General features: G+C 74.1%; 2 protein-coding genes. Both read left to right on the top strand.

Going from position 1 to position 1,586, the window contains the following annotated elements; genetic code table 11:
• The coding region (locus MCM47_RS40455; RefSeq protein WP_238951803.1) for a hypothetical protein at positions 1–343 on the top strand (343 nt) is incomplete at its 5' end.
• Positions 340–1,586, top strand: a 1,247-nt coding sequence (locus tag MCM47_RS40450; RefSeq protein ID WP_238951802.1) for a hypothetical protein, incomplete at its 3' end; no start/stop codon positions are given. The genes MCM47_RS40455 and MCM47_RS40450, both read left to right, overlap by 4 nt.

The raw sequence follows: 1,586 nt of genomic DNA, 5'->3' as shown, positions 1-1,586 counted from the left end.
CGGGGGCGGCACCGCCCCTGGCACGGTCCTGGAGGACGTCGAGCGCACCGGCCCCCGGGCGATGCGCGCGGTCATCCGCTCCGTCACCCCGGGCACCCCGGTCCCGGACATCTCGATCCGGCACCTGTCCGCGCTGATGGACGTCCCGGAGGAGCTGATCGCGGTCGGGCCCCTGCCCGGCCGCGGCGCCTCCGTCCGCCGGCTGACGGTCGGCCAGGTCATCGAGACCGACCCCGGCGCCTACTGGGCGCAGCAGATCGCGCCGCACGCGATGCCCGGCTCCGTCATCACCGGCATCCGCCGCCAGCCCGTCAGCACCGAACCGAAGGAGCTCCGCCCGTGAGCACCCTGCCCGCCGTCCGGCGCCCGGCCGCCCCGGCCCGCGCCGAGATCATCGAGATCAGCGTCGAGGTCCCGCCCGGCAAGATCCTGCGGTACGACCTCGACGCCCTGGTCTCCGCGCTGGAGCTGGACGACCCGTCGCTGATCGCCGTCGAGACCTCCGGCCGGCACGGGCTGATCACCCTGTACCCGTCGAACCCGCTCGCGGACATGCCGCCGCCCAGCCTGGACGACATGCTGATGGACCGCCGCGGCTACATCACCGTGGGCCGGTACCACAACGGCCGCCCGGCGAAGCGCCGCCTGTTCGACCCCGACACCGGCAGCGCCCAGCGCTCGCTGGTGTTCGGCACGACCGGCGCCGGGAAGTCCCGCACGGTCCAGTACCTCCTGGCCGCCGAGAAGCGGAACCGGGTCGTCTCCTGGTTCGCCGACCTCAAGGGCGGCCAGTCCGCCCCGGAGGCCGCCGGACAGGTCGACTGGCACGCCACTAGCCAGGAGGAGGCGATCCTGATGCTCCGCGCGGCCGTCGCGGTCGCCGAGGCCCGGCAGCGCCGGTACCGGCTTCTCGGCCGCAACGCCTTCCGCTGGTTCGACCCGGACCCGCTGATCGTCGTCCGGATCGACGAGGCGAACAGGTTGCTGGAGAAGGGCGCCCCGTACCGGGCGGAGGCCACCCAGCTCGTGAAGGAGCTCGGCCGCACCGGCCGCTCAGTGGGCGTCGGCGAGGAGCTGGACGCCCAGGCGTCGCACCTGGAGGAGCTGGGCGGCTCCGACACCCTCCGCGCGATGCTCAAGGAGGGCGAGGTGACGCTGCTCCGCTGGTCGTCCGCGATGATGCGTCAGCTCGTCTCGGACGGCCTCCTCCCGGCCGGGGCACAGCTGATGCCGATCCCGAAGCAGTTCCGCGCCCAGGTCCTCCGGTCCCAGTTCGACCTGGTCGACGACGACGAGGACGCGCCCGGCACCCAGGGCATGGGCTACCTGCTCTCCGGCCCCCACCCGACCAGCCTGATGCGGCACTTCCGGGTGGGCTCGATCGCGCCGACCCCGGGCCTGGACCCGGAGATCCTGGCCCTGTACGGCGACGCGGAGCCGGAGCGCCTGGAGGCCGCCTCCCACGACGCGGCCGGCATCGCCTACGCGATGCGCGGCACCCCCGGCATGGACGCCCTGATCGCCGCCTTCCTCCTGGAGCAGGCCGAGAAGGCGCAGCCGGTCAAGGCGATCCGCGGCGGGGGCGG

This window comes from Kitasatospora sp. A2-31 (genome assembly GCF_022288725.1).
Classification (GTDB): Bacteria; Actinomycetota; Actinomycetes; order Streptomycetales; family Streptomycetaceae; genus Kitasatospora.
Note: the sequence above shows the minus strand (reverse complement) of the source record. Positions and strands in the feature narration are given on the sequence as shown.